The 19,573-nt window shown below is 70.4% G+C and carries 17 protein-coding genes and 3 pseudogenes; 10 read left to right on the top strand and 10 right to left on the bottom strand.

Translation table 11 applies throughout. The features are described from left to right. Positions 1–2: 2 nt before the first annotated feature. Positions 3–548, bottom strand: coding sequence for a MarR family winged helix-turn-helix transcriptional regulator (locus tag ACF09C_RS33045; RefSeq protein WP_392096843.1), 546 nt, complete (start codon positions 546–548; stop codon positions 3–5). Between ACF09C_RS33045 and ACF09C_RS33040 the strand changes: the two are divergent. From ACF09C_RS33040 to ACF09C_RS33025, 4 genes and pseudogenes are all read left to right on the top strand, one after another. Next, positions 489–2,390 (top strand): annotated as a pseudogene (locus tag ACF09C_RS33040) (DUF4132 domain-containing protein); the annotation flags it as partial. The gene ACF09C_RS33045 and the pseudogene ACF09C_RS33040 overlap by 60 nt on opposite strands. A 505-nt stretch (positions 2,391–2,895) precedes the next feature. Continuing rightward, positions 2,896–3,330 (top strand): hypothetical protein, encoded by a 435-nt coding sequence (locus tag ACF09C_RS33035; RefSeq protein ID WP_392096984.1) that lies wholly within the window; start codon positions 2,896–2,898, stop codon positions 3,328–3,330. A 10-nt stretch (positions 3,331–3,340) separates the two neighbouring features. Then, on the top strand, positions 3,341–3,775 hold the full coding sequence (locus ACF09C_RS33030) for a thiol-disulfide oxidoreductase DCC family protein (RefSeq protein ID WP_392096841.1): 435 nt from the start codon (positions 3,341–3,343) through the stop codon (positions 3,773–3,775). Positions 3,776–3,785: 10 nt separating this feature from the next. Then, entirely contained in the window at positions 3,786–4,580 is a 795-nt protein-coding gene (locus tag ACF09C_RS33025) for a TetR/AcrR family transcriptional regulator (RefSeq protein ID WP_392096839.1), read from the top strand. 122 nt (positions 4,581–4,702) lie between these two features. Here ACF09C_RS33025 and ACF09C_RS33020 read toward each other — a convergent pair whose 3' ends face one another. Beyond that, positions 4,703–6,256 carry an ABC transporter substrate-binding protein gene (locus ACF09C_RS33020; protein ID WP_392096837.1) on the bottom strand — a complete coding sequence of 518 codons (1,554 nt, stop codon included), beginning with the start codon at positions 6,254–6,256 and terminating at the stop codon, positions 4,703–4,705. Positions 6,257–6,475: 219 nt separating this feature from the next. Next, complete coding sequence (locus tag ACF09C_RS33015) at positions 6,476–7,765, bottom strand: metallophosphoesterase (RefSeq protein ID WP_392096836.1); 1,290 nt, start codon at positions 7,763–7,765, stop codon at positions 6,476–6,478. Positions 7,766–7,896: 131 nt separating this feature from the next. On the opposite strand from ACF09C_RS33015, the gene ACF09C_RS33010 reads away from it, so the two are divergent. After that, positions 7,897–8,133: an SCO4848 family membrane protein gene (locus tag ACF09C_RS33010; protein WP_392096834.1), complete on the top strand. Its 237-nt coding sequence runs from the start codon at positions 7,897–7,899 to the stop codon at positions 8,131–8,133. A 52-nt stretch (positions 8,134–8,185) separates the two neighbouring features. Here the strand turns inward: ACF09C_RS33010 and ACF09C_RS33005 are convergent, their stop codons facing one another. From ACF09C_RS33005 to ACF09C_RS32995, 3 genes are read right to left on the bottom strand one after another with little or no spacing between them, the layout of a single operon-like run. Continuing rightward, complete coding sequence (locus tag ACF09C_RS33005; protein ID WP_392096832.1) at positions 8,186–9,367, bottom strand: methyltransferase domain-containing protein; 1,182 nt, start codon at positions 9,365–9,367, stop codon at positions 8,186–8,188. Between the two features lie 5 nt (positions 9,368–9,372). Then, positions 9,373–9,504 (bottom strand): hypothetical protein, encoded by a 132-nt coding sequence (locus ACF09C_RS33000; protein ID WP_257135201.1) that lies wholly within the window; start codon positions 9,502–9,504, stop codon positions 9,373–9,375. Positions 9,505–9,531: 27 nt separating this feature from the next. After that, entirely contained in the window at positions 9,532–9,741 is a 210-nt protein-coding gene (locus ACF09C_RS32995) for a hypothetical protein (RefSeq protein ID WP_392096831.1), read from the bottom strand. A 184-nt stretch (positions 9,742–9,925) separates the two neighbouring features. On the opposite strand from ACF09C_RS32995, the gene ACF09C_RS32990 reads away from it, so the two are divergent. The 4 genes from ACF09C_RS32990 (at position 9,926) to ACF09C_RS32975 (ending at position 12,887) form a co-directional block, all read left to right on the top strand. Next, positions 9,926–10,180, top strand: a complete 255-nt coding sequence (locus tag ACF09C_RS32990; RefSeq protein ID WP_392096830.1) for a hypothetical protein — start codon at positions 9,926–9,928, stop codon at positions 10,178–10,180. Further along, entirely contained in the window at positions 10,152–10,667 is a 516-nt protein-coding gene (locus tag ACF09C_RS32985; protein WP_392096828.1) for a DUF6879 family protein, read from the top strand. The genes ACF09C_RS32990 and ACF09C_RS32985 overlap by 29 nt, the downstream gene beginning before the upstream one ends. A 14-nt stretch (positions 10,668–10,681) precedes the next feature. Beyond that, positions 10,682–11,530, top strand: a complete 849-nt coding sequence (locus ACF09C_RS32980; RefSeq protein WP_392096826.1) for a helix-turn-helix domain-containing protein — start codon at positions 10,682–10,684, stop codon at positions 11,528–11,530. A gap of 955 nt (positions 11,531–12,485) precedes the next feature. Next, on the top strand, positions 12,486–12,887 hold the full coding sequence (locus ACF09C_RS32975; protein ID WP_392096824.1) for a DUF3592 domain-containing protein: 402 nt from the start codon (positions 12,486–12,488) through the stop codon (positions 12,885–12,887). 666 nt (positions 12,888–13,553) lie between these two features. Here the strand turns inward: ACF09C_RS32975 and ACF09C_RS32970 are convergent. After that, the gene (locus tag ACF09C_RS32970) at positions 13,554–15,296 is read right to left on the bottom strand and encodes a recombinase family protein (RefSeq protein WP_392096822.1); all 1,743 of its coding nucleotides are present in this window, start codon (positions 15,294–15,296) and stop codon (positions 13,554–13,556) included. A 431-nt stretch (positions 15,297–15,727) separates the two neighbouring features. Here ACF09C_RS32970 and ACF09C_RS32965 point away from each other — a divergent pair. After that, positions 15,728–16,450, top strand: a pseudogene (locus ACF09C_RS32965) (D-alanyl-D-alanine carboxypeptidase family protein); the annotation flags it as partial. A gap of 337 nt (positions 16,451–16,787) precedes the next feature. Here ACF09C_RS32965 and ACF09C_RS32960 read toward each other — a convergent pair. The 3 genes and pseudogenes from ACF09C_RS32960 to ACF09C_RS32950 all read right to left on the bottom strand — a co-directional run. Next, positions 16,788–17,750 carry a YihY/virulence factor BrkB family protein gene (locus ACF09C_RS32960; RefSeq protein ID WP_392096820.1) on the bottom strand — a complete coding sequence of 321 codons (963 nt, stop codon included), beginning with the start codon at positions 17,748–17,750 and terminating at the stop codon, positions 16,788–16,790. A 52-nt stretch (positions 17,751–17,802) separates the two neighbouring features. After that, positions 17,803–18,687: a decaprenyl-phosphate phosphoribosyltransferase gene (locus tag ACF09C_RS32955; RefSeq protein ID WP_392096982.1), complete on the bottom strand. Its 885-nt coding sequence runs from the start codon at positions 18,685–18,687 to the stop codon at positions 17,803–17,805. 244 nt (positions 18,688–18,931) lie between these two features. Then, positions 18,932–19,444 (bottom strand): annotated as a pseudogene (locus ACF09C_RS32950) (phosphatase PAP2 family protein); the annotation flags it as partial. Positions 19,445–19,573 lie beyond the last annotated feature (129 nt).

The following is a 19,573-nucleotide window of genomic DNA, read 5'->3' as shown; positions in this document are numbered from 1 at the left end:
CTCTAGCCGTGCCAGGGAGGGCCGGGCGGGCCTTCCTCGGCGACCAGCATGATCCGGCGGAGCAGGTCGTTGAGCAGGGTCCGCTCGTCCTCGTCGAGGACGCCGAGCAGCCGGTCCTCCTCGTGGCCGAGGACGTCCATCGCGCCGCGCCAGGTCTCCCGGCCGGCGGCGGTGAGTTCGACGACGACCCGGCGCCGGTCGGTCGTGGAGGACGTACGGCGGACGAAGCCGCGCCGCTCCAGGACGTCGAGGCGGCCGGTGACCGAGGCGGGGGCGAGGTCGAGGTCCTGGGCCAGCTCGGAGGGGGCGGCGCTGCCGCCCCGTCCTGCGAGCTTGTGCAGCGTGTCGAACTCGTGGCGTTCCAGTTCGAAGTCGACCAGGGACTGCTCGCGGACCCGCCGCAGATGGACGGAGAGCTTCTTCATCCGGGTGACGGCGCCCTCCACGGAAGGGTCGAGGCCGGGCAGGACCGGCTGCCAGCGCGCGACATGCTCGTCGGTCCAGTCGCGCGGGATGGGCTCGGTCGGCTCGGGCTCGGTCGGCTCCATGCGTCGATCGTACGTCGCGGGCCCTTCGTGCTCACGTTGTCAGCGGCGTCCCCTACCGTCGTACGCATGGTGGGGACCACGAGCCTGGGGCTCAGGCTGAATGCGGCGTTGGATGCGGACAAGTCCGGGGAGGCAGGGGGGCACGGAGGCGGGGCGGTCCTGGCGCTCACGGAGGCGGCGGACCCGGTGGAGCGGCGGGAATGGGCGCTGGTGATGCACCGGAGGGCGTGCATGCGCCGGGAGCCGCTGCTCGATCAGGCCCTGGAGCGGCTGGCGGGCCAAGAGCTCGGCTGGTCGACGGCGGAGTCGGACCTGTTGCTCGGGCGCCTCGCGGGCCCGGAGGCCGAGGTCTCCCCGCACGAACTCCGGGACAGGTTCATGGTGCTGGTGCCGATCGCGCTCTCGGCGGCCGAGCAGGTCGAGGAGTGCGACCGGCCCCGCCTGAGGGCGCTGCGGCGGACGGCGGAGGACCTGCGGGTCCACGTCTCCGACGAGTTCGCTGGGACACGGGACAGGATCGACGCCCTGCTGCGGCGGGAGACACCTGTCGTCGAGGGCCGGCTGCCGCGCCACGTTCTCGACGGTCTCGACGCGTACGGCCCGGCGATGCGGGCCGTGCACGCCGAGCTGCTGGCGGGAAGGGGCGTGACCGCGTTCCTGACGCACTGTGTGCAGCTGGAGAAGGTCAGGGCGACCCGGACCTGGCGCAGGCGCGCCTCGGCGCTCCTGGCGGAGGCCGAGTCCGGTGCGGAGCTGGTGCGGCGGCTGTTGGAGGGGATCGCCGCGCAGCCCGAGCACACGGTGGCCGACCTGAATCCCTGGGGGATCACCGTCCGGGGCATCGCGGGTGACACCAACACCTGTCTGATACGGGGGCTGTTGTGGGCCGCGCTCGATCTGGACGCGCCGTGGGCGGCGCCGGCGGCCGGGGCCGTCGCCCTGCACGCGGGCACCGGGCTCGGCGGCTCCGGGGGCGAGTGCCGCAGTCAGACGCTGGCCTCGACCGCGGTGGCGGTGCTCGGCGAGTTCGAGGGCACGCGGGCCGAGGAGGCCGTCCAGTGGCTCGGGCGGGTCCGGGGGAGGGTCCGCAACCGGACGGTGCTCAAGGCGACCGCCAAGGCCCTGGAGACCGTCGCCGGACGGGCCGGGCTGACGCCGTCGATGCTGCGCGAGCGCGGTGTCCCGGCGCACGGGCTCGACGCGCGCGGGGTGCGCGAGGAGGCGCTCGGGGCGTACACGGCGGTCCTCGCGGTGAGCGAGCCCGGCGCGGCCTCGCTGTCGTTCCGGGGCCCCGAGGGCCGGATCCTGAAGTCCGCGCCGAAGCCGGTCCGGGAGGCGCACGGAGAGCGGCTTGCGCCGCTGCGCGCCGGGTTCAAGGAGCTGCGGACCCTGCTGGCCGTGGAGCGGTCCCGTCTGGAGGACCATCTGGCGGCGGGGACGACGTGGCCGACGGCGGACTGGGAGCGGTACTACATCGACCATCCGGTGACCGGCGCCGTCGCCCGGGCGCTGCTCTGGGAGGCCGACGCCGACGGCGACGGGCGCTGGACGGCCGGGCTGCCCGAGCGGACCGGCGGCGGCTGGGCCCTTGCGGGCGCGGACGGCACCGCGCTGCCGGTCGCCCCGGGGGCCCGGCTGCGGTTGTGGCATCCGCTGCGGGCGGACGGTGAGGAGATGGCCGAGTGGCGGGGCGAGTTCACGGGGCGGGAGCAGGCTCAGCCGTTCCAGCAGGTCTTCCGCGCGACGTACCCGCTCGCCCCGGCCGAGGTGGCCGCGGGGGCGAGTGCCGACCGCTTCGCCGGCCGCGTCCTGCACTACGCCCGCGCCAGGGCGCTGCTGGCCGAGCGCGGCTGGACCGGCGACCATCTGGGCTTCTTCCGCGAGGGCTACTCCTCGGAGATGGTGCGGGAGCTGCCTCGCGCGGGTGAAGTACCGGTCGGCGAGGGCGTGTTCTGGCGGGCGCTGCTCCCTGTCGAGCTGGTCGACGCGGAGAGCCGCGAGACCGGGATCGCGTCCCTCTGCCGCACGGGCGCGGTCCGCTTCGAGCGGCGCAGGGCCACGGCCTCGGCCGCGTCGCGCGGCGCCTGGGCGGCGGCGGCGCTGACCGACGTACCGCCTCTCGCGCTGTCGGAGGCGCTGCGGGACGTGGCCCAGTTCGTGTCCGTGGCGCCGATGCGGGACCGGAGGGCGGCGCAGGACCTGAGGGCGGCGCGGGCCCGGAGTAGCGGCAGCCGAGCGGGAGTTCGGCCGTACAGCACCACCCACAGACCCCCACTTGAACATGTTCAAGTGGGGGTCTACAGTCATGCCCAGAACCTATTTGAACGCGTTCAAAGGAGGGTGGGGCATGGACCTCACTGTCGTCGCGTACATCGCCTACCTGGTCATCAGCGTGGCCCTGACCGTCTGGGTCGCCCGCACGCTCAGCCGCAACGGAAGGATCTTCCTCGCCGACGTCCTGCACGGGAACGAGAAGCTCGCGGATGCCGTGAACCACCTTCTGGTGGTCGGCTTCTACCTCGTCAACTTCGGCTTCGTCGCCCTCTACCTCAGCCAGGACGAGGCCGTCGCCGACGCCCGGGCCCTCTTCGAGGCCCTCTCCGTCAAGCTCGGCGTGGTCCTCCTCGTCCTCGGCGTGATGCACCTCGGCAACGTCTACGTCCTCAACAAGATCCGCCGCCGGGGCGTCATGGAGCGCGAACAGGTCCCGCCGGTGCCCCCGCAGGGCTGGACCGGCCCCACCCCCAAGGGCCCCTGGGCACCGCCCGTCGCCGGGGCGTGAGGTGGGACCGATGAGCCGGACCGGCACCCCCGTACACCGCCTCACCGTGCCCTACGACGCCGACTGCCCGCTCTGCGTCCATCTGCGGCACTGGCTCCTGCGGCAGCGACAACTGGTGCCGCTCGACCTCGTCCCGGCAGCCTCTCAGGAGGCCAGGCGCCGCTTCCCCGGCCTCGACCACGCGGCCACCCTCAAGGAGATCACCGCGATCGGGGACCGGGGGCAGATCTACACCTCCACCTCCGCCTGGATCGTCTGCCTCTGGGCCCTGGCCGACCACCGGCCCAAGGCCCGGTGGCTGGCCACCCCGGCCGGCCGGCCGGTCGCCCGGGCGACCGTCCTCGCCGCCGCCAAGTGGCGCGAGGCGATCAAGGCCGGCGGACCGGCCCGCGAGGACGGGCGCTGCGAGGACGGGCGCTGCGAAGCACCCGGCGCGCCCGGCTAGGCTCGGGGCCGTGAAGGACGTGAAGGAAGACAAGCCCGCCGAGGGCCCCGCGCAGCCCAAGGTCGCCAAGAGCGAGCAGACCCGCACGCTGATCCTCGAAACCGCCCTCCGGCTCTTCAAGGAACGCGGCTACGACAAGACCACCATGCGGGCCATCGCCCAGGAGGCCGGGGTCTCCGTCGGCAACGCGTACTACTACTTCGCGTCCAAGGAACACCTCGTCCAGGGCTTCTACGACCGGATCGCCGAGGAACACCAGTCGGCCGTCGAAGCCATCCTGGACAGCGACGAGAAGGACCTCACGGCCCGCATCCGCGGGGTCCTCCTCGGCTGGCTCGACATCGCCGAGCCGTACCACGAGTTCGCGTCCCAGTTCTTCAAGAACGCCGCCGACCCGGACAGCCCGCTCAGCCCCTTCTCCCCCGAGTCGGAGGGCCCGCGCGAGGCCGCGATCGAGGTCCACCGCCGGGTCATCGCCGGGGCGAACGTCAAGATCGACCCCGAACTGGCCGAGCCGCTCCCCCAGTTGCTCTGGCTCCAGCAGATGGGCCTGGTGCTGTTCTGGGTGTACGACCGCTCCGAGGGCTGCGCCAACAGCCGTCGGCTCGTCGAGCGCCTCGCGCCGGTCACCGCCCGCGCGATCTCGCTCTCCCGCTTCCGGCTGCTGCGCCCGCTGGTGCGCGAGACCCACGACCTCCTCGCCGACTTCATGCCGACGGCGGCGGGCATGGCGGCCTCGGGCAAGCCGAAGCGCGCCAAGGCGACCAAGGACGCGAAGGACGCGGGGTCCACGAAGGACGACTGAACAGGGCCGAGCAACGCCCGAGGGGCCCGGCCGGTGCACGGCTCGGGGCCCCTCGGGCGATGACGCGTCGGATGCCGGGCCGCCCGGGTCTACGGGCGGACGGGCCTACGGGCGGACGGGCGTCAGATCCAGCTCAGCTCCCAGAGCCGCCAGACCCCGGTGCCGTCGGTGAGGTACTGCGAGCCGGCGACCTCCGTCGTCGCGAGCACGTAGTCCTTCTTCTGCCAGAGCGGGATCAGCGGAACGTCCTTCACGACCTCCGACTGGATGTCCTCGAAGTCGTTCGCCGCCGCCGCCCGGTCGCTGTACTGCTGCGTCGCCGAGATCAACGAGTCGATCTTCCGGCTGGAGAACCCGGTGTGCATGGCGTTGCCTGCGCCCACGAGCGGGGCGGTGAAGCTGTCGGAGTCCGGGAAGTCGGGCAGCCAGCCGACCGGGTACGCGTCGTACTCGCCCTTCGCGTACGCCTTCTGGAAGTCCTGCCACTCCGCCTCGACCAGCTTCACCTTGAACAGGCCGGTCGACTCCAGCTGCCGCTGCAGCTCCTTCGCCTCGGCCCCGTACGTGACGTCCTTGCGGTAGCCGAGGGTGAAGCTCACCGGCGTCTCGACGTCCGCCTCCTGCAGGAGGCTCTTGGCCTTCTTCTTGGACGGCTCGGGGTACGCGTCGTAGAACGAGGTGCTGTGACCGTTGAAGCCCTGCGGGATCAGGGAGTACAGCGGCTCCACCGTGCCGTGGTAGGCGCCGGTGACGATGGCCGGGCGGTCGACGACGGCGGCGATCGCCTGCCGGACCTCCTTCTTCGCCATCGGCGAGCCGGGCTTCACGTTGAAGTAGAGGTTGCGGACCTCGGCGGTCTGCGCCTCCGTGATCCGGGCGGAGTCCTTGCCGTTCCCCGCCTCGGAGAGGAACTCCGGCGGCATCTGCCGGTGCGCGATGTCGATCTGCTTGTTCTTCCAGGCGTCCGCGAGCTTCTCGGACTCCTGGAAGTACTTCACGACGACCGTACGGCCCGCCTTGGCCGCGCCCCTGTACTTCGGGTTCGGCTCCAGGCGCGCGCTCTCGCCAGGCTTGAACTCCTTGAGGACGTACGGCCCGGAACCGTCGGCCGTGACGCCCTCACGGACCCGCTTGGCCGGGTACTGGCTGCTGTCGACGATGGAACCCGCGCCCGTGGCGAGCTTGAACGGGAAGGTCGCGTCCCGGCCGTTCAGATTGAACGTGACCTTCTGCCCGTCGGCGACGACGTTCTTGAGGGTCGGGAAGAGCGGCGCGGGACCGGTGTCCGCCTTGATGTTCAGGATCCGCTCGAAGGAGTGCTTGACGTCCTCGCCGGTCACCTTGCGCCCGCTGGAGAAGGTCAGGTCGTCCCGGAGCTCGCACTGGTACGTGGTGAGCTTCGCGCCGACGAACTTGCAACTCTCGGCGGCGTCCGGAACCGGCGTGATGACGCCCGGCTTGAAGCTCAGCAGCGTCTGGTAGACGTTGCTGTACATCGCCCAGGAACCGGCGTCCCACGCGCCGGCCGGATCGAGCGAGGTCACCTCGTCCGTGGTGCCGATGGTGATCGCATCGGTCCGTTCGTCGTCGGACGGGAGCAGCTGCCAGCCGCCCACTCCGGCGACCACCAGAACTCCGCATGTGATGAGGATCCGAAGACGGACCGTCGACCGCATCGCCGTGCTTCCTTTTTTCGTTCCCACCCCTGCCGCGGCGGCGCCCAGCCATCCCGCGATGGCGTCACCCAATCACACGGACTTCACAAGTGGAAGAGGAAACCTTCACGATGCAGGTATATGTCCGGGATATGAGAATCCGGCGGGTCGAACGGTACGTATCACCCCCTGCGCGAGGAGTGACAGCTTCCACTCACGGGCCCGCCGGAGCCCGTCCCGTCACGCCTGCTTCGAGGCGAGCTGGACGACGGTGATGTCGGAGGGCGCGCCCACCCGTACCGGCGGGCCCCAGGCGCCCGCGCCGCGCGAGACGTACAGCTGGGTGTCGCCGTACCGCTCCAGACCGGCGACGGTCGGATTGGCCAGCTCGGCGAGGTAGTTGCCGGGCCAGAGCTGCCCGCCGTGGGTGTGCCCGGAGAGCTGGAGGTCGACGCCGTGGCGGACGGCGTCGTCGATGACGATCGGCTGGTGCGCGAGGAGGACGGCGGCCTTCGCGCGGTCCCGGTCACCGAGCGCGGCGGCGAAGTCGGGGCCCTTGCCCTCGCTCTCGCCCGCGATGTCGTCGACCCCGGCGAGGTCGAAGCCCGCCGCGATCTCCAGACGCTCGTTGCGCAGCGGGCGCAGGCCGAGTTCGCGGACGTGGTCGACCCAGGCGTCGGCGCCGGAGAAGTACTCGTGGTTGCCGGTCACGAAGAACGAGCCGTGCCGGGCCCGGAGCCGGGCGAGGGGCTCGGCGGCGGAGCCGAGGTTCTCGACGCTGCCGTCGACGAGGTCGCCGACGACGGCGATCAGGTCGGGCTGGGTGGCGTTGATGGTCTCCACGATGCGCTGGGTGTGGGCGCGGCCGAGGATCGGCCCGATGTGGATGTCGGACACGACGGCGATCCGGTACCCGTGCAGCGCGCGCGGGATCTTCGCCAGCGGCACGGTCACCCGCTTGACGCTGGGCCCGCGCAGCACGCCGTACGTCCCGTACCCGACGGTCCCCACGGCGGCGGCGGCCGCGGCGCCGCCGACGACCCGCGACACGAACAGCCGCCGCGACACGGCGGTGGCACCGGACTCCACGACGGCCGGCTCCGGCGCCTCGGGAGCCTCCGGCGCCTCCGGCGCTGTCGGCGCGGGGGCGGGCACGGTCACCGGGACCGGGGCCGACGGGGCCGCCACGGCCTGCGGAGCGTCGGCGATGTCCCGGCGCTCAAGGACGCGCCGCAGCACCGGCCGGACGGCCTCCCCCACGACCAGGGCGAGGGTCAGGTAAAGCAGCAGGGCCAGCCACAGATAGCCCGGCCAGGCCACGACCTGCTGGAGCCAGAAGGGCGCGCCCGCCCGCGCGGAGACCAGCGCGCCGACGGCCAACGCGGGCAGGACGAACGCGGCGCCCGTCCCCAGCCGCCGCGCGACGCTTCCGCGCACGGTGACATCGCGCACGAGGCGCCGCCACACGTACCAGTGGACCCCGCCCAGCAGGCCGAGAACCACCACAACCACCACCAGAAAGCCGAGCACGCGCCCCACCCCTATCCGCGTCCGCGCCGCAAAGCGCGCACGCCACCAGCGTACCGAGACCCACCCGCAAGCCCGCCGCGGGCCCGTTCGATACTGGCAGGGCACGAGCACCCCACCCCGAAGGACCCCCGATGAAGCTCAGCCGCCGCGTCTCCTGGTTCCTGCTCGCGTTCGGCGTCTGGTCTTGGGTGATCTGGGTGACCTTCGCGAAGAACCTCTGGAAGGACGGGAGCGGGCTCGCCTTCGACGACGCGGGCAACCCGACGGCGTACTTCTGGGTGCACCTCGCACTGGCTGTCACGTCGTTCATCCTAGGGACGGCCGTGGGCGTGATCGGCTTGCGGGGTGTCCGCGCGGGCAAGAAGTAGCCCGGTCTGTGCACCCGGGGGGGCAGGCGCACAGACGGACCAGTCCTTCAGGTCAGCCGGCTGCAGGAACAGGCCGATCGGGAGTCTCCAGCCATGCGGACTCCCCCTTTGCGGTCACGGTCAGACCGAACCGCTCCGGGCCGGGACGGTCATGCAGCACCCACCAGGCGTGGGCGGCTTCCACTTCGTTCCACAGCCGACGCGGGCCGTGCTGCCAGACGGTCCACCGGTCGTCCGACTCCCCGTCCCAGTCGATGGCAGCCCACGAGGTGGCGTCGGTCGTGGCGACCCACAGTCGGGAGGCCACCCCGTCGACGTCGGGGTCGTCCTGCCGCGTCCACCACACGTCACGGAGCTGTAGCCCCATGGCGAACTGAGCGGCGAGATCGTCACCGGTCACCCGCCACGGCGGGAGGCTGGTGGTCGATTCGTCGGGCTGATGGTCGTCGCGCACGACGTCCCGGAAGATCCGTAGGTCGGTGCGCTGGTTCCGCATGAGCATGAACGCGGAGTACGGCGAGAACGGCCCCGACGCACAACCCATGTCGTCCACGGTCATGCGCAGCAACCCGTAGCAGATCCAGGGGGACTCCCACGGTGTGAGGATGACACCTCCGGCTTTCACCTGGTCGACCCACGGACGCGGGACGGACCGTACGGAGCACGTGGACACGAGCCGGTCATAGGGAGCGTTGGCCGCGTATCCCTCGGCCCCGTCCCCAGTGACCACATGCGCGGCGCCCCCTTCCCTCCGTAGACGCTTCGCGGCCTCGGCCGCCAACTTGGAGTCCACTTCGACGGTCGTCACGTTCCCCGGGCCGGCGACGTGGTTCAGAAGGCCCGCGTTCCACCCGGTTCCCGTGCCGATCTCCAGGACCTTGAGTCCGGCACGCACGTCGAGCATGTGGAGCATCCGGAACACGATGGAGGGCGCCGAAGCGGACGACGACGCCCGTCGGTCGCCGTCCCCGAGGTCCGCTCCGTCGTTGACCTGGGTCACCACGGAGTCGTTCGCGTAGACCGCACGGAGCCATGCTTCCGGGGCGTTCGCGCGGTCGCACGGTTCAAGTTCGTCACCAAGGTAGATGCGCTCAGCCACGAACGCGGCCCGGGGAACATCCCATGCCGCCCGCTCCCACTCGGGCGCCACGGACGCTTCCATCTCATCGTTCACAGCGCCGAGCAGTTCGCGGATGGCAATCCGCTCGGCCGCTGCGAGATCAGTCGTCTTCACTTGCACTAGTCCTTCTTGTGCTTCGGCGGGTCCTTCGGCTTGGCCGTGTCGGAGGACGGCTTGGACGTGCCCGGGTCCTTCCCACCGGAGTGCTGCCCATTGCCACCGCTTCCGCCTTTGCCCGTTCCCCAACCCATGCTGTTGCTCCTCTCGTCTTCGATTGGTCACCGGTCGCGACGGCGCGGCTTGGCGCACTTGCTGTGCCGGTAGACCACGGCGGGCGGCCCGGACTGCCGCTCCACCGATCCCCGGCGGCAGGGCTCCAGGGCTCCGATCGGCGCGCTGCACTCGGGGCAGGTCTCCCCTTTGGGCGCGTACGTCGTGTACTCGTCCGTGCGGGCGTCCGTGTCGCTCTCCTGCGTTCCGGCGGCCATGTCGTCGTCCCCTCAATGCGGTCGTCGCTTGCATTCGACGCTAGGAGGACGGCTGGCCGGGGCTCCACGGAGTTGCATGAGTTTGCACATCAATTCCTATGGCTGATTGGGATATTGACTCTCCATCCGCTGCTCAGCATGGTTCATGCAAGCTCACGCAATCACCTGGACCAGGCAGTCAGCCATGGCCGTAGAGTTCGTAGGCATCGACCCGAACACCGACCGCGATCACTGCCCGACGGTGTGGGCGGACGCGGAAGCCCAGGAGATCTTGTTGCAAGGCTGGAAGCCGGACAGCGAGACTCAAACCCAGTGCGAGGCGAGCAGCCCCGCGAACGGGCCGGTTCCCGACAGCGAGGCGATCGTCAGGATGCCGGCCCGCATGATTCCGATGATCCGGGAGGCGTGTGATGCCATCGAGCGTGCCCAGCTTCGCTGAGCTGCTCGGCCGGTGTGAGCGGTCAGCCGTACACCTGGAGATGCGTGACTCGTACGCGCCTACCGACCGGTTCGAGGCATGGAAGCGGGGCGAGCGCATCGACTGGAGCGACCGCGCCTCCTGGTGGCATCCGTACGATCAGTTGATCACGGACACCGTGGCTCGGGGCGTGACGATCCGCCGAGCCCGCATCGTTTCCGAGCCCGTGACGGAGTACATCCGGTGGGAGCACTACGTCACCCACGCCAACGTCACAGCCGGCGAAGACGTCCGTTGGCTGCCACGTCGCCGGGCCACGGCCATCGCTCTTCCCTGCAATGACTTCTGGCTCTTCGACGGCACGCTCCTCCGCGTGCACCACTTCTCCGGGGAGGGCGCAGTGGTGGAGGACGAGATCACCGACGACGCGGAGACGGTGAAACTCTGCGCCTCCGCATTCGAGGCCGTCTGGGACCGAGCCGTCCCGCACCACCTGTACGCGATCTGAGGACAGCCAGCTCCATGCCCCCACACCCCTCATCGAGCGTTCAGCAAGCCCGTGAAGCACTGGCGGGCCGGCTGCGTGAGCTACGCAGGGACGCCGGATTCAGCGGGCGGGAGCTGGCCGTCAGACTGCGCTGGTCGGACTCGAAGGTGTCGCGCATCGGCAACGCAAAGACGCCACCCTCCGACGGGGACATCCGGGCATGGTGTCGGGCATGCGGCGCCGACGACCAGGCGCCGGATCTGATCGCGGCGAACAGGCAGTCGGCGGACGCTCACGTGCAGTGGAAGCGGCTCCAGCGGGGCGGCCTACGGCACGTGCAGGAGTCCACCGAGAGTCTGTACCGGCGCACTCACCTGTTCCGGGTCTACGTCTCCGACGTGATCCCCGGCTTCCTCCAGACGCCCGCGTACGCGACGTCACTCCTGTCATCCATCGCGGATTTTCGCGGTACACCGGACGACGTGTCGGAGGCCGTCAAGGTCCGCATGAGACGGAACGCGGTACTGAACAACGCAGCACACCGGTTCGCGTTCGTCCTGGAGGAATCGGTACTGCGCTACCGACTGTGCACCGTCGATGCGATGGCGGCGCAGCTCGGTCACCTCCTGGGAGTCATGGATCTCCAGAACGTGTCCGTAAGCATCGTCCCCTTCTCGCCCCAACGAACCGTCTGGCCCATGCCGACATTCACAATCTTCGACGACACGAGGGTGCACGCGGACACCCTGGACGCCGCATCCACCCTGACGCAGCCAAGCCAAGTCGAGCTGTATGCAAAAGCCTTCGACCGGCTATCGCAAGGGGCGGCGCGGGAAGCTGCGGCACGCTCTCTCGTGGCGTCCGCCCTGGCGTCTCTCGACTGACCCTCTGATCTACCGGGAACGCCGAATGGCCCCCGCGCCCGCTCCGACAACGGAGAGGCACACGGGGGCCACATATCGGCGTCAGCCGTTCAGCACACCGGTAAGGCGTGCGGCTGCCCTGCCTCCGAAGAGGGCGATGCCGCAATAGAAGTCGATGCGGGTCCGATAGACGGCTTGTCGTGCGACTCGCCCAGATCGCGGGTACCGAGCAAGGGGGACGGGGGTGTCGGGGCACGGGACCTCCCTAACAAGCGTGGATGTGTCAAGAGATCCGCCAGGTTCGCTAGGGCACGCGACTATTCGCCAGGGTTCGCCAGGGTGCGCGCCATGTTCCGCCACCCGGTGCGGGGTGTCAGTTAGGAGGAGACCTACAGGAGGAAACGTGCATCGCAACAAAGACCAGACCGACGCCCCACCACGATTCGAACTTCGTTGCGGGGGGCTGCACTTGACCATCCAGCGCATCCCTGGATGGCTCGTCGCCCTGGTCACAACTGCCGGCGGGGTAGCGGGAACGTGGTGGGCACAGCGTTAGGCCACGCGCCCGAACGCAGTGCTCGTCTTGAGCTGATGGCACCCCGGCACAGCACTTGAACGTTGCCGTCCATATCGGTCCCTCCCAGCGCGAGGGGCCGTACATGGTTCAAGTCCACGTCCGCTGTGGGGAAGTGGTTGAGGCGCCAGTCACACCACGCGTGCCCCTTCTGCCCGATGATCCGGCGGAGCCGTGCAGCAGCGTCGTTCCGGGCCGCTCGTCGCCGGCTCCGCGCACGTCGAGTGCGGACACTCGTCCGTCCCTCGTACATCGCGTGATGAGTCTTGCAGCGTCGACGGTGCGTCGCCGAGTCCGTGCGGTCGATACAGCGCACGCCCGCCCTCTTGTTGTCGTCGGCCTGTTCGTCGTTCTCTGCGTGCCTCCCGGATAGTCCGGCGGCGTGGAAGCGCCGCCCTTACGATGCCCCCGAAGGACCTGATAGGGATGTGGCTCGTCGCTGTCCTCGGCATCACCGGGTGCGTATTGGGGGTGCTGTGGACGTGGGCCGAGATCGGCCTTAGGCGTCGGGGTGTACGCATCGACGCGGAGGTCATCGGAGTCCGCGAGCACGAGGACGGTGACGGTGACGTGCACTTCTACCCGATCCTCTGCTTCACACCCCCGGGCGGCACTCCGGTCCGGGGCGAGTCATACGCCCGCATCAACGAGTACACGCCCCCGGACATGATCAGCGTGGTCTACGATCCCCGCCGTCCCGAAATGTTCAGCGAGGACCGCGTGACGGGGATCGTCGGCGGTCTTCTCCTACTGGCTCTCTCAGCCCCCGCAGCGGGCGTCGGTCTATGGTGGCTCGTTCACTGACTCCAACCCCTCACAGCCGGCAAACACGGCCAGGAATGCCGACCGTTGTTCTCGTGCCCACCCCGGGGACTCGAACCCAGAACTCTGCGGCCGATATCCCGAAGGTGCCGGGCCTGTACCGCGCACCTCTGCTCTGTTGGGGCAGGTGGGCTTGGTCGTCCTCTCCGGCTCGGCCGGTCCGGACACGGTGAGGGATCCCACGGGCTCACAGCCCCGTTCGGCGACTCGCGGACGAGCCGGCTACTGATGGGCGGTGTGACCCCCGCGCTCTGCCACACGACCACTGCGGCCACGCCGAGAGGGTGCGTGCTGCACGGGCAGAGCTGATGTGAGAGACGGGCACTCGGTCCGCCCGTTCCGCGTCGGTGGGGTGCGCGGTAGTCCCTGTCCCTCTGGAAGTAGTAGGGGCGGTGAGATTCCCACAGTCGCCGTGCGGAGTGCTCGGGCAACCCACCCGGTCCCTCACTGTGGTGTAGGGATCAGCGGATTCCCGTGGAGCGAGCATGACGATGGCGTTTCGATGGATGGTTTGGTTTTGTCCCTATTTTCTCTTGTACATACGAAAAGGCTCTCTCACCGTCATGGCCCCGCCCGCTGGTCGGCCCCGCTGCGGGCACAGCACAGCCCCGACGGTCCGCGAGGGACTGCCGGGGCTGTGGGGAGGCGTCAGAGGGCAGACAGTGTCTCTTCGTCGTCCTCGTGGTCCTCATCCGATTCAGGGCGACGCCAGTTCAGCGTCACCCGGTCCTCGACCGCGATGTACTTCCAGGTTTCCGGGTCCCTGCCGGGGCCGACCGAGACGCCCTCGAGGAAGAGGTCGAGGAACTCTCGGCGCTTGAACACATCCCACGCTGCCCACGGGGACCCAGGGCCCAGCGGGTCCTCCCCCGGTTCGCGCCACTCCGACGGAACCTGGATCGCTGCGGCGGTCATCGCGTTCAGTTCGTCCAGCTTGGCCGTGCACTGGTCCTCGAAGCTCCGGTACTGCGTCATCGTCGCGCGCCACATGGCCAGTTCGTCGCGCCCTCGGTACAGCCCCGCCTTGCGGTCGGCCTGGAGCTCGGCGATGGAGTTCCGCACGTGCTCAAGGTGCGCTTCCGTCTCGCGCCTCTCCTCCTCGACTCCGGACAGGTCACGCTGTAGCGCGAATCGGAATGCCGCCTCCGCGAGCCATTCCCTGTCCTCTTCGTCGTCGATTTCCGCAGCGTCGAGCCGTGCCCAGACACAGCCCGCCACATAGTCGTCGAGCTGGTTGCGTTTGACGCTCAGGCCGCCGTGCCCCTGGGGATTGGCGCACATGTAGTAGTCCTGCCCGCCGTTGTTCTTGCTCTGGCCCATCGAGCCCGAGCAGATCCCGCAGGTCGTGAAGCGCCAGCCGCTCATGAGGGTGGGCGTGGCCTCACCGCCGGGCTGCCTGTTCGTCTTCGTGCGCTTGCTTCGCCGCTCCTGGAGTTCCAACCACCTGGCCCCCTCGATGACTCCCCTGTGAGGCGTCAGGGGCGCCCCGCCCTCGTCCCGAGCGACCACGTTCACGTACGCCTTGCCCCGCTTCACTCGCGCACTGGCGAAGCCTCCGATGGCCGGGTGGGAGAGGATCCAGCGGACTGTCTGGGCTCGCCAGCGGATCGGGGTGTCATCCGTCGACACGCGCCGCATCTTGATGGACTGCATCCGCTTGTCGGTGGCTCGTCGTTCGGCCTCCCCCGGCGCTGGCACTTCCTCTGACGCCAGCGTCGTTGCGATCTTGTTGTCGGAGATGCCCGCGAACGACATCTCGATCATGCGCTCGACGATCTCCACGTGTTCCGGGTTGTCCTCGTCCGGCTCAAGGACGGACACCACAAGGTTGCCGATCTTCTCTCGGACAGCCCGCATCGCATACGGGGCGGAGCTGGAGTGCCGGCCACCGACCGCCTTGATCTCGTCCTTGGCTCCGCGCAGGCGCTCCGCCTTGATGTCGCTGTCCTGCTTCGCGAGTGCCGCGATCAGCGCGAAGATCGCGACGCCGATCGGGTTCGACGTGTCGAGGAACGGTTCGAGTACGGAGACGAAGCGCACGCCGTACTTCTTGAACTCCTTGTCGATGTCCAGCGCGTCATGCGCGCCCTTGCGGGTCAGCCGCGACAGCTCGTTGACCACGACCACGTCGACCTCACCCGCGCGCACGGCGGACATGAGGTCCTCGAAAGCCGGGCGGACCGCGTTGGGATCCCAACCGGACCTTCCGACGTCTTTGAAGGCGTGAACGACCTCCCACCCCCGGCTCGCCGCCAGCGCCTCACCGGCCGCGAGCTGTGCCTCTGGGGACGCCTCGGACGAGTCCGGGCGGGCCTTGCTCTGGCGTGCGTACACGGCGACTCGCACCGTGTCGAGTTGTTCGGATCCGACGACCGACACAAACGGGGTCAAGGTCTCTCACCTGCTCTTTTCTGTTGTTGAAGCTCTACGCTCTACTGGCTAGTTACACATAGAAAGTGATCCAGATGAACCAGCTCCACACACCGAAGGCGAGCAGGGACCAGGAGACCGGCCGGCTGAGCTTCATACCTCCACTGTCACCACCCGCCGCACCCGCCCCGGCGCCGGGGCGGGCGGAGGTGCGGGGGGTCGCGGGGGTGGTGTGGCACGCGCGTGTGCGTCCGGGTGGTCGGGGTCGGGGGAAGCGCCGGGCGGGGTTCGGTTCGCCGAGCGGTGCCTGTACGTTTTCGATCGTGTCTGCTTCGAAGACGACCGCTCGCGCGGTCCTTGCCGCCGCGCTGCTCCCCCTCCTCGCCGCCGCCCCCGCCCACGCGGACACGGTGGACAACAAGGAGGACCAGCAGCCCAAGCCGCCCGCCCTCATGTCCTCCGTCGGCGGCTCGCTGCTCAGCAGGCCCGGCACGCAGGTGAGCCTCGGGCCCGGGGCGCCGGTGCTTCCGAAGGAGCTGAGCGCGCGGTCGTGGATCGTCGCGGACGCCGAGAGCGGCCAGGTCCTCGCCGCGCACAACGCCCACTGGCCGCTGGCCCCCGCCTCCACGCTCAAGATGCTCTTCGCGGACACGGTCCTGCCCAAGTTCCCTAGGACGGCGACCCACACGGTCACCGCCCGGGACCTGGCCGGGCTCGGCTCGGGCTCCAGCCTGGTCGGCATCAAGGAGAAGCAGACCTACACCGTCCACGACCTCTGGCTGGGCGTCTTCCTGCGCTCCGGCAACGACGCCGTGCGGGTGCTCTCCGCGATGAACCAGGGCATCCCGCAGACCGTCGCCGACATGAACGCGCGCGCCGACGAACTGCAGGCCCTCGACACGCACGTCGTCTCGCCCGACGGCTACGACGCGCCGGGCCAGGTCTCCTCGGCCTACGACCTCACGCTGATCGCCCGCAGCGGTATGCAGAAGGCGGACTTCCGGGAGTACGCGGCGACCGCCCGCGCCGCCTTCCCCGGGGAGCAGAAGCCGGGCAAGAAGCGGGAGACGTTCGAGATCCAGAACACCAACCGGCTGCTGACCGGGGACCTCGGCGTCCCGCAGTACGCGGGCATCGCCGGCGTCAAGAACGGCAACACCACGCACGCGGGATCCACGTTCACCGGCGTCGCGGAGCGCAACGGCAAGGTGCTGCTCGTGACGGTCCTGAACCCGTCCTCCAAGGAGCAGCACGCGGTCTACAAGGAGACCGCGCGGCTCCTGGACTGGGGCTTCGCCGCGACCGGGAAGGTGACGCCGGTCGGCGAGCTGGTTCCGCCGAAGTCCGCGCGGACGACGCCGGGCACCGAGAGCGGCGGTACGACGCCGGCGCCCGGCAAGAACGCGCCGAACACCGCCCAGAACGTCGCCGCGGCGAAGTCCGGTGGCGTCGGAACCGCCCTCGCCGTCATCGGCGGTGTGCTGGTGCTGCTCGCGGGGGCGGCGTTCCTCGTCAACCGTCGCTGGCCGCTGCGCCGCCCTCGGCCGGACGCGCAGGAGACGGAGCAGGAGCAGGAGCCTCAGAAGGATCAGGCTCAGGCTCAGGAGTCCGAGGGCGTGGAGCCGACGGCGACCCCGTAGCCGTCCAGGCGGCGCAGAACAGCAGCAGTTTCGCGGAGAAGTTGATCCACAGGAGCAGCGCGACCGGTACGCCGAACGCGCCGTACATCGACTTCCCCGCGACCTCCCGCATGTAGCCGCCGATCAGCAGCTTCAGCAGTTCGAACCCGATCGCGCCGATCACGGCCGCCACGATCAGACGGCGTCGCGGCGGCTGGACGCCCGGGAGCAGCGTCAGCAGGTACAGCAGGACGAGGAAGCCCGCGACGGCGGCGACGGCGACGGAGGCCACCTGGAGCAGGATCCCGGTGGCCCCTTCGCCGGAGATCCCCACCTTGTCGGCGCTCCAGCCGACGGCGGTGGAGCCGAGCCAGGACGCGGCGAGCGAGCAGAGCCCGACCGCGCCGAGCCCGAGCAGGACGAGCGCGTCCTTGCCCTTGCGGGCGAAGGGGTTGCCCTCGTCCTGGTCGTCGAGCCCCCACACCGCGCGCAGACAGTCCCGCATCGAGCCGACCCATCCGATGCCGGTGAAGAGCAGCAGGACGCCGGCGACGAGACCGATCGTTCCCGCGTTGTCCACGAGCCCGCCGATGTTGAGCTGGTCGGAGATGCCGGGGACCTGCTCGCTGACCTTGTCCTCGATCTTGTCGAGCTGCTCCTTGCTGAGCAGCGCGGCGCCGACCGCGGCGGCGACGGCGATCAGCGGGAAGAGCGCGAGGAAGCTGAGGAAGGTGATGGCGGCGGCGAGCCGGGTCCAGTGGGCGGCGTCGAGGGTCTCGTAGGAACGCCAGGCGTGCGTCTTCATGAACCTGGTCACCCAGGGTCCGATGACGGGGAGCTTCGTCAGCCAGTCCATCTCGTACGCGTACCCCTTGATCTCGTACCGATACCGCGTGCGGCCGGCGGCCTCACACGTCCGCGACGGCCATGCCGTACATGGCCGCCCACACCAGGCCGACGACCGCGAGCGGGCGGTCGCGCAGGACGACGTCCTCGGGGGCTCCGGCGGTGCCGCGGTCGGCGAAGACGGCGTAGCGCAGCACGGCGAGGATGAACGCGATCATGGAGAGCTGACGCCACGGCAGGAGCGAGCCGGTGGCGACGCCGCCGCTCTCCAGCGCCCACAGGCAGTAGCCGAGGACGGCGACTCCGGCGGCGAGCTGCCAGACGAAGCGCAGGTATCCGGTCGTGTACTGGGTGAGCAACGCGCGCGTGGCGCCCTGCGCGGCCTCCATCCGGACGGCTTCGGAATAGCGCTTGGCGGCGACCATGAAGAGCGCGCCGAATCCGGTGGTGATCAGGAACCAGCGGGAGAGCGGGATCGCGAGCGCGACACCGCCGATCATCGCGCGCATCAGGAAGCCGGTGGTGACGACGGCGAGGTCGACGACGAGGACGTGTTTGAGGCGCAGGCAGTACGCGAACTGCATGACGAGGTACGCGATGAGGAGCGCCGCGGTCATGGGGTTGCACAGGACCGCGCTCGCGCCGGCCGCTCCGATGGCGAGGAGGGTCCCGGCGGTGTACGCGAGGGGTACGGGGACCAGGCCGGCGGCGACGGGGCGGTGGCACTTGTCGGGGTGGGCGCGGTCGGCGGCGGCGTCGCGGGCGTCGTTGACGAGGTAGACGGCGGCGGCCGCGGCCGTGAACAGGGCGAAGACGAGGGCGAGTCGGGCGGCCGTGTGCCAGGAGACGAGCTGTCCCGCGGCGACGGGCGCGGCGAGGACGAGCACGTTCTTGACCCACTGCCGGGGCCGCGCGGTCCTGACGAGTCCGGCGGCCGTGGCGGCCACCCGGCGGCCGTGTCCGGTGCGCCCGTGCCGCCGTCGCGGTGCGGGGACGGGGGTGTCGAGGACGGCGGTGAGGCCGGTCGGGCGGACCGTTGGGTGGCCCGTGGGGCGGCCGATGGAGGCGCGGTCAGCCACGGACGCCTCCGGGGCTCACGGGCCGGGAGGCGGTGGTTCTCAGGAGGATGGGCCCCGCCACGGGGACGGGCGTCACGCGCGCGTGGGGCGGGGTGCACGCGGGTCCGGGCGCGCGGAGCCAGGCGCGGCCCAGGCCGGCCGTGACGGCGCCCAGGAGGGCGCCCGCGGCCACGTCCGTCGGGTAGTGGACGCCGACGACCAGGCGGGAGGCGCACATCGCGGCCGCCACGGGGGCGGCGAGGCGCCGGGCCGCCGGGTGGAGGGCGCCGAAGGCGACGGCCGCCGCGACGGCGGAGGTCGCGTGGGAGCTGGGGAAGGAGTGCCGGCCCGCCGTGCGGACCAGGGGTGCGTACTCCGCCGCGCCCGGCCGTGGCCGCCGCACCACCCGCTTGACGCCCATGCTGGCCAGATGCGCCCCGGCGATCAGGGCCGTGCCGCGCAGCCAGCCCGCTCGGCGTTCCGGGTCCAGTGCGGCGCAGGTGAGCCCGGCGGCGAGCCAGAGGGCGCCGTGCTCCCCGCCGAACGACAGCGCGCGGGCCGCCGTCGCCACAGGCGCGCGCTGCCCGCAGCCGCGCAGGGCCGCCAGCAACCGCCTCTCGGCCCCGGCCACGTCCGCGTGTCGCATCGGCTCCGCCTCCCCGGATGCCGGGCGACTCCGCCGTCGCCCCGGTCGAGCTGTGGTCGCGCTGGTGGTCGACCAGGGGTGACTCTGGCCCGGCGGCACGCCGACCGCACGGCAATCTTTCCTGACACT

Origin of the sequence: Streptomyces sp. NPDC014870 (genome assembly GCF_043081505.1) — a bacterium.
Taxonomy (GTDB): domain Bacteria; phylum Actinomycetota; class Actinomycetes; order Streptomycetales; family Streptomycetaceae; genus Streptomyces.
The sequence above is the reverse complement of the archived record's forward strand: the minus strand, read 5'-3'. Positions and strand labels throughout refer to the sequence as shown.

Excerpts from the sequence above, each read along its gene's own strand:
- ACF09C_RS33045 (WP_392096843.1), bottom strand. The coding sequence starts at position 548 with ATGGAGCCGACCGAGCCCGAGCCGACCGAGCCCATCCCGCGCGACTGG.
- ACF09C_RS33035 (WP_392096984.1), top strand. The coding sequence starts at position 2,896 with ATGGACCTCACTGTCGTCGCGTACATCGCCTACCTGGTCATCAGCGTG.
- ACF09C_RS33030 (WP_392096841.1), top strand. The coding sequence starts at position 3,341 with ATGAGCCGGACCGGCACCCCCGTACACCGCCTCACCGTGCCCTACGAC.
- ACF09C_RS33020 (WP_392096837.1), bottom strand. The coding sequence starts at position 6,256 with ATGCGGTCGACGGTCCGTCTTCGGATCCTCATCACATGCGGAGTTCTG.
- ACF09C_RS33010 (WP_392096834.1), top strand. The coding sequence starts at position 7,897 with ATGAAGCTCAGCCGCCGCGTCTCCTGGTTCCTGCTCGCGTTCGGCGTC.
- ACF09C_RS33000 (WP_257135201.1), bottom strand. The coding sequence starts at position 9,504 with ATGGGTTGGGGAACGGGCAAAGGCGGAAGCGGTGGCAATGGGCAGCAC.
- ACF09C_RS32995 (WP_392096831.1), bottom strand. The coding sequence starts at position 9,741 with ATGGCCGCCGGAACGCAGGAGAGCGACACGGACGCCCGCACGGACGAG.
- ACF09C_RS32990 (WP_392096830.1), top strand. The coding sequence starts at position 9,926 with ATGGCCGTAGAGTTCGTAGGCATCGACCCGAACACCGACCGCGATCAC.
- ACF09C_RS32985 (WP_392096828.1), top strand. The coding sequence starts at position 10,152 with ATGCCATCGAGCGTGCCCAGCTTCGCTGAGCTGCTCGGCCGGTGTGAG.
- ACF09C_RS32980 (WP_392096826.1), top strand. The coding sequence starts at position 10,682 with ATGCCCCCACACCCCTCATCGAGCGTTCAGCAAGCCCGTGAAGCACTG.
- ACF09C_RS32975 (WP_392096824.1), top strand. The coding sequence starts at position 12,486 with ATGCCCCCGAAGGACCTGATAGGGATGTGGCTCGTCGCTGTCCTCGGC.
- ACF09C_RS32960 (WP_392096820.1), bottom strand. The coding sequence starts at position 17,750 with ATGGACTGGCTGACGAAGCTCCCCGTCATCGGACCCTGGGTGACCAGG.